Source organism: Halorubrum sp. SD626R (genome assembly GCF_001261915.1).
Lineage (GTDB): Archaea > Halobacteriota > Halobacteria > Halobacteriales > Haloferacaceae > Halorubrum.
Map to the genome: position 1 here is coordinate 1 of NZ_CVRT01000126.1, position 5,187 is coordinate 5,187.

6 protein-coding genes are annotated in these 5,187 nt (G+C 69.1%); 3 read left to right on the forward strand and 3 right to left on the reverse strand.

Annotated features, from left to right (window positions below):
- On the reverse strand, positions 1 to 1,829 hold a 1,829-nt coding region (locus SD626R_RS12860; protein WP_092566750.1), incomplete at its 3' end, for a 2-oxoacid:acceptor oxidoreductase subunit alpha.
- Between the two features lie 172 nt (positions 1,830 to 2,001).
- On the opposite strand from SD626R_RS12860, the gene dph5 reads away from it, so the two are divergent.
- The 3 genes from dph5 (at position 2,002) to SD626R_RS12875 (ending at position 3,705) form a co-directional block, all read left to right on the forward strand.
- Entirely contained in the window at positions 2,002 to 2,799 is a 798-nt protein-coding gene (gene dph5 / locus SD626R_RS12865; RefSeq protein WP_092566745.1) for a diphthine synthase, read from the forward strand.
- Between the two features lie 86 nt (positions 2,800 to 2,885).
- The gene (locus SD626R_RS12870) at positions 2,886 to 3,272 is read left to right on the forward strand and encodes a CBS domain-containing protein (RefSeq protein WP_092566746.1); all 387 of its coding nucleotides are present in this window, start codon (positions 2,886 to 2,888) and stop codon (positions 3,270 to 3,272) included.
- Positions 3,273 to 3,330: 58 nt separating this feature from the next.
- The gene (locus SD626R_RS12875) at positions 3,331 to 3,705 is read left to right on the forward strand and encodes a CBS domain-containing protein (protein WP_092566747.1); all 375 of its coding nucleotides are present in this window, start codon (positions 3,331 to 3,333) and stop codon (positions 3,703 to 3,705) included.
- Between the two features lie 40 nt (positions 3,706 to 3,745).
- Here SD626R_RS12875 and artA read toward each other — a convergent pair whose 3' ends face one another.
- Together artA and SD626R_RS12885 are read right to left on the reverse strand one after the other, a co-directional pair.
- On the reverse strand, positions 3,746 to 4,708 hold the full coding sequence (gene artA, locus SD626R_RS12880; protein ID WP_092566748.1) for an archaeosortase A: 963 nt from the start codon (positions 4,706 to 4,708) through the stop codon (positions 3,746 to 3,748).
- A gap of 114 nt (positions 4,709 to 4,822) precedes the next feature.
- Positions 4,823 to 5,187, reverse strand: a 365-nt coding sequence (locus SD626R_RS12885) for a transcription elongation factor Spt5 (RefSeq protein WP_092566749.1), incomplete at its 5' end; no start/stop codon positions are given.

The window sequence follows — 5,187 nt, forward strand, 5'->3', positions numbered from 1 at the left end:
GCGGCCTCGAACCCGTCGACGATCTCCGCCGGCTCGAACGGGTTCCCGTTGTACTTCAGCAGGCTCGACAGCCGCTCGCCGTAGCGGCCGAGGTGCTTCTGGACGAGCCCGCGGAACTGTCCCGAGGCGGTCATCTCGACGACCAGGACCTCGTCGACGCTCTCGATGAACGCCGCGACCTGCTCGGTCGGGAACGGCGCCATGTCGGAGACGCCGTACGACTTCACCGAGACACCGGCGTCGTTGAGGCGCCCGACGGCCTCCTCGACGGTGCCCTGCTGGCTGCCGAAGGTGAGGATGCCGTACTGGGCGTCGTCGGGACCGGCGTACGAGCCCGTGTCCACGGTGTCGAGGTCGGCGCGGATCGCCTCCAGCTTCTGGGTCCGGCGGTCGATCTGCGCGACGCGGTTATCGGGCGACTCGGCGATGTGCCCGGTCGGGTCGTGCTCGTTGCCGGTGGCGAGGAAGCGACCGCCCTTCTGGCCGGGGATCGACCGCGGGGAGACGCCGTCCTCGACGTCGTGCTGGAACCGGTGGAACTTCCCGTCGGCCGAGTGCGGCTCGTCGGCGAGCGCGTCCTCGCTCAGGGTCTTCCCGAGCGTCGGGTTCGGCTCGCGGTCGAAGTGGCCCTTCGGGACGTTCGTCATCTCGCCGCCGAGCTTCTGGTCGTACAGGAGGATCGACGGGATCTGGTACTCGTAGGCCAGCCGGAAGGCGATCCGCGACTGCTCGTACGCCTCCTCGACGGTCCCGGGCGCCAGGACGACGCGCTGGGAGTCGCCCTGCGAGGTGTAGAGGACGTGTTCGAGGTCGGACTGCTCCGGCTTCGTCGGCATCCCGGTCGAGGGACCGGCGCGCATGGCCTCGACGAGGACGACGGGCGTCTCCGTCATCTCCGCGAGCCCGAGCGGCTCGGACATCAGCGCGAACCCGCCGCCGGAGGAGCCGGACATCGCCTTCACGCCGGCGTGCGAGGCGCCGACCGCGAGCGCGGCGGCCGCGATCTCGTCTTCGACCTGCTCGGAGATCCCGCCGAGCTTCGGCAGGTTCTTCGTCATGATCGTGAACACCTCGGTCCACGGCGTCATCGGGTAGCCGGCGATGAACCGGCATCCCTCGTCGATGGCGCCGTAGGCGATGGCGTCCGACCCGGACATGAGCAACTGCGTCTCGTCGTGCTCGCCGGTCGGCACGGAGACGTCCGACGCGTCGACGTCGTGCTCCTCGCGCACTTGGTCGTACGCGATCTGGAGGATCTCCAGGTTCGGCTCCAGGATCTTCTCCGGCATCGCGTCGCGCATGAGGTCCTGAACGTGATCGAGGTCCATGCCGGTCAGCGCGCAGGTCGCGCCGACGCCGGCGGTGTTCCGCATGACCTCGCGGCCCTGGTCGCGCGCGAGCCCGCGGAGGTCGAGGGGGTACACGTGCCAGTCGTTCTCCTCGGCGCGCTCCTCGAAGTTCGGGATCTCCGAGGCGTCTAAGAGTCCCTCGTCGTAGACGATGACGCCGCCCTCGCGGAGCTCGTCGAGGTTCTCCGAGAGCGGTTTGATCTCCTCGTTCCCGTAGACGGCCTCCTCCTGAGGGTTCCGGGCGAACGAGTCGCCGAGCGCCAGCAGGAAGTTGTAGCCGTCGCCGCGGGAGCTCACCGGGTCCGCCGAGGCGCGGACCTCGGTGTAGGTGTGACCGCCGCGGATGCGGGACGGGTAGTGGCGATGCGTGAACACGTTGAGCCCCGATCGCATCAAGGCCTTTGCGAAGTTCTGGCTGGTCGAAGCGATCCCGTCGCCGGATCCCCCCGATATCCGCCAGATGAGTTCGTCATCAGTCATAATGGTATGGTAGCCCGTGAGGGCCTCGTGTGCTCTGGTTGTGGTGGTTACCTCTTAGGGCTTGCTATGGAATCACAAGGAACAATCATTAAAGATCTTTAGGCGATCGGGGGGACAGGCGCGGGGACCGCCGTTCCGCGCCCTTTTACTCGCCGCCCGACCGACGACGCGTATGCTCACGTTCATCGGGCTCGGACTCTACGACGAGCGGTCGGTCACGGTCGAGGGGCGCGAGGCCCTCCGCGCCGCGGACCGGGTCTTCGCCGAGTTCTACACCAGCCGGCTGGTCGGCGCCGACGTCGACGAGCTGGCGGCGCACCACGGCGTCGAGATCGAGGTCCGGGACCGCGAGGGGGTCGAGCGCGACCCGGAGTCGATCCTCGCGGCGGCCGCCGAGGGCGACGTCGCCTTCTGTACCGCCGGCGACACGATGATCTCGACGACGCACGCGGACCTCCGGCTGCGCGCCGAAGGGCGCGGGATCGAGACGCGCGTGATCCACGGCGTGACCGCGCAGTCGGCCGCGTCGAGCCTCACCGGGCTCCAGAACTACCGGTTCGGCAAGGCGACGACGCTCCCGTTCCCGTACGCCCACGGCGGCGGCGACGTGCCCGAGAGCGTGGTCGAGACGATCGAGACGAACCGGGAGCGCGGGCTTCACACGCTCGTCTACCTCGACATCAAGGTCGGCACGGGTCCGAGCGGTCCGGACCCGGACCACGAGGAGTACATGACCGCCGACATCGCGGCCGGCTTGCTCGCCGACGGCTGGCGCGACGAGCTCGCCGTGGTCGTCGCCCGCGCGGGCTCGCCCGACCCCGTGGTGGCCGCCGGCCGGCTGAGCGCGCTCGCCGATCGCGAGTTCGGCGACCCGCTCCACCTCCTCGTGATCCCCGGCGACCTCCACCACGTGGAGGCCGACGCGCTCGCCGGGCTCGCCGGGGCGCCCGCGGAGCTCGTCGGGGAGTGAGTTCGTCGGGAAGAGCGAGCGCGCCGCGAATCATCCGGGCCCGACGACCGGTCGTTTGATATCCCCGTCCCGCGTTACCACAGTTCATGACAGACGTGCCCGTCGAACGACTGATGTCGACCGACCTCGTCACGGTCGCTCCGGGAGCGGCCGCCGCGGACGCGGCGAGACGCATGCTGGAGACGGGGGTGAGTTCGATCCTCGTCGTCGGCGACGACGGGCGCCTGGCGGGGCTGATCACCGCGACCGACTTCGTCTCGCTCGTCCGTCTGAACGACCCGGACGACGAGACCCCCGTCGAGGCGTTCATGACCACCGACGTCGTCACCGTCTCGCCGGACGACTCCGTCGAGGAGCTCGCGGGGCCGACGGACCGGGGATACACGCACCTGCCGGTGGTCGACGCGGACGGGCAGCTCGTCGGGATGCTGTCGACGACCGACCTGACGTCGTACCTCTCGGAGCGCCGGTGAGGCCCCGGCGGGACGGCGCACCGGAAGAGTAATCAGATGTGATAGCACACGACACGGTATGGATCTGAACGACCGGACCCGCGTCAGCGAGATCATGTCGACGCCGCTGGAGACGATCGGGGCGGACGAGCCGCTCCGCGAGGCCGCGCGTCGGATGGCCGACGGCGACATCGGCGCGCTCGTCGTGACGACGGTCGGCGGCTGTATCGTCACGCAGAGCGACATCGTCGGGGCCGTCGCGGCGGGCCGCGACCTCGACGAGACCAGCGTCCGCGACGTGATGACGGAGGACGTGGAGACGGTGACGCCGGACCTCATGATGGAGGAGGTCGCGGCGATGATGACGATGTACGAGGTCAAACATCTCCCCGTCGTCGACGACGACTACGTCGGCATGGTCTCGTCGACGGACGTGGCGGCGCACCTCTCGTGAGTCGGGACCGCGTCCGACCGCCGCGGTCCGCGCCGACGGGTCAGCGGTTCGTCGGCTCCCGCGGGAGGTCTAACGATTCCGTGAGGTCGTGTTCGTCGCCCGTAAGCAGGTAGAGCACGTCTTCGAGGATGACGGCGAGTTCGGGGAGCTCCCGCACCGCGAGGAACGTGATCCCGATCAGCGCGACCACCGCGAGCAGTTGGCTCATGATCCGGTCGGAGATGAGGAACGAGACCCGATACGGGTCGGTCGCGCCGAACATCGCGAGCACGAGGTCGGTCTGCCACTGCATGTACTGGTTGCCCGCGACGACGGAGATGAACGTCGTCCGGAAGATGTTGAGCACGTAGATGAGCGGGAGCGACACCGCGAGCGCGCGGAGCTTCCGGGAGAGCGGCGCCTGCACGGCGGCGACGAGCCCACCGAAGATCGCCATGCTCCCGAGTCCCGTACACGCGAGGACGACGTGGATCGTGACCGTGTGGCCGTCGTCGAGCGTCCACGCGTACGCGGCGTCGTACCCCTCGTAGCTCGCCACGCGCTCCGGCGCGTAGCCGAGTAGGTCGATGAGGAACCCCGTCTGGGTCGCGACGGCCTCGATCAGGATCCGGCGCGGCTCGGGGAACGCGATCCCGGCGACCGAGAGCGCCGGGATCGTCTCGAACGGGAGGTAGATGAACAGCATGATCGAGATGGCCCGGGTGAGCGTGAACAGCGAGGCGCGGCCGTTGTACAGCAGGTAGCCGGCGTAGATACAGGTCGGGACGCCGACGAGCGCCAGGATCGACTCGACGTAGCTCTGGTGTTCGAACGCGAAGTACGGCACCGTCGACAGCCAGAAGAGCCCGAACAGCGCCCACGTCCCCGCCGCGATCGTCCGGCCCGCCGCCAGTCCGCGGCTGTCGAGCAGCCACGAGGCGGCGAAGAGGATCGCGACGAGCCAGGCGAACGTGAACGTGTCGGGGACCAGGCTCAGGACCGCCGGCACGGCGGGACCGAACATGTCCGATCGGTCGGTCGTCGTCGGATAAAGCCCTTGTCGTTGCCGACGACTCGTCGGGTACCTTGGTCGAGGAAAGTGAGGGGAGAAGCGGTGAGACGGGGCAGATCCGACGCGTCAGCGCTCGTCGGAGTCGAGCACGCGGATCTGGTCGCCGCGGACGGTGACCGGGATCGGGACGGTCGCCTCGTACAACTCGACGGTCACCTGGTCTTTCCCCTCGTCGATGCGCTGGACGCGGGCCTTCTCGCCCTTGAACGGGCCGGCGATCAGCTCGACGATGTCGCCCTCGGCGATCCCCTCGACGTCGGGGGTCGGCGAGAGGAAGTGCTCGACCTCGGAGAAGGGGCTCCGGGCCGGCCCCTCGGAGCCCTGGATCACGCCGCGGGCGTGGGGGATCTCGTCGAGGATCCGGGCGAAGACGCTGCCGTCCGTCGCCTCGACCATCACGTAGCTCGTGAGCTGGTCGGGGGCGATGACCG

Bases quoted from the DNA above. Each gene is read 5' to 3' on its own strand.
- dph5 (WP_092566745.1), top strand. From the start codon at position 2,002: ATGCTCACGTTCATCGGGCTCGGACTCTACGACGAGCGGTCGGTCACG.
- SD626R_RS12870 (WP_092566746.1), top strand. From the start codon at position 2,886: ATGACAGACGTGCCCGTCGAACGACTGATGTCGACCGACCTCGTCACG.
- SD626R_RS12875 (WP_092566747.1), top strand. From the start codon at position 3,331: ATGGATCTGAACGACCGGACCCGCGTCAGCGAGATCATGTCGACGCCG.
- artA (WP_092566748.1), bottom strand. From the start codon at position 4,708: ATGTTCGGTCCCGCCGTGCCGGCGGTCCTGAGCCTGGTCCCCGACACG.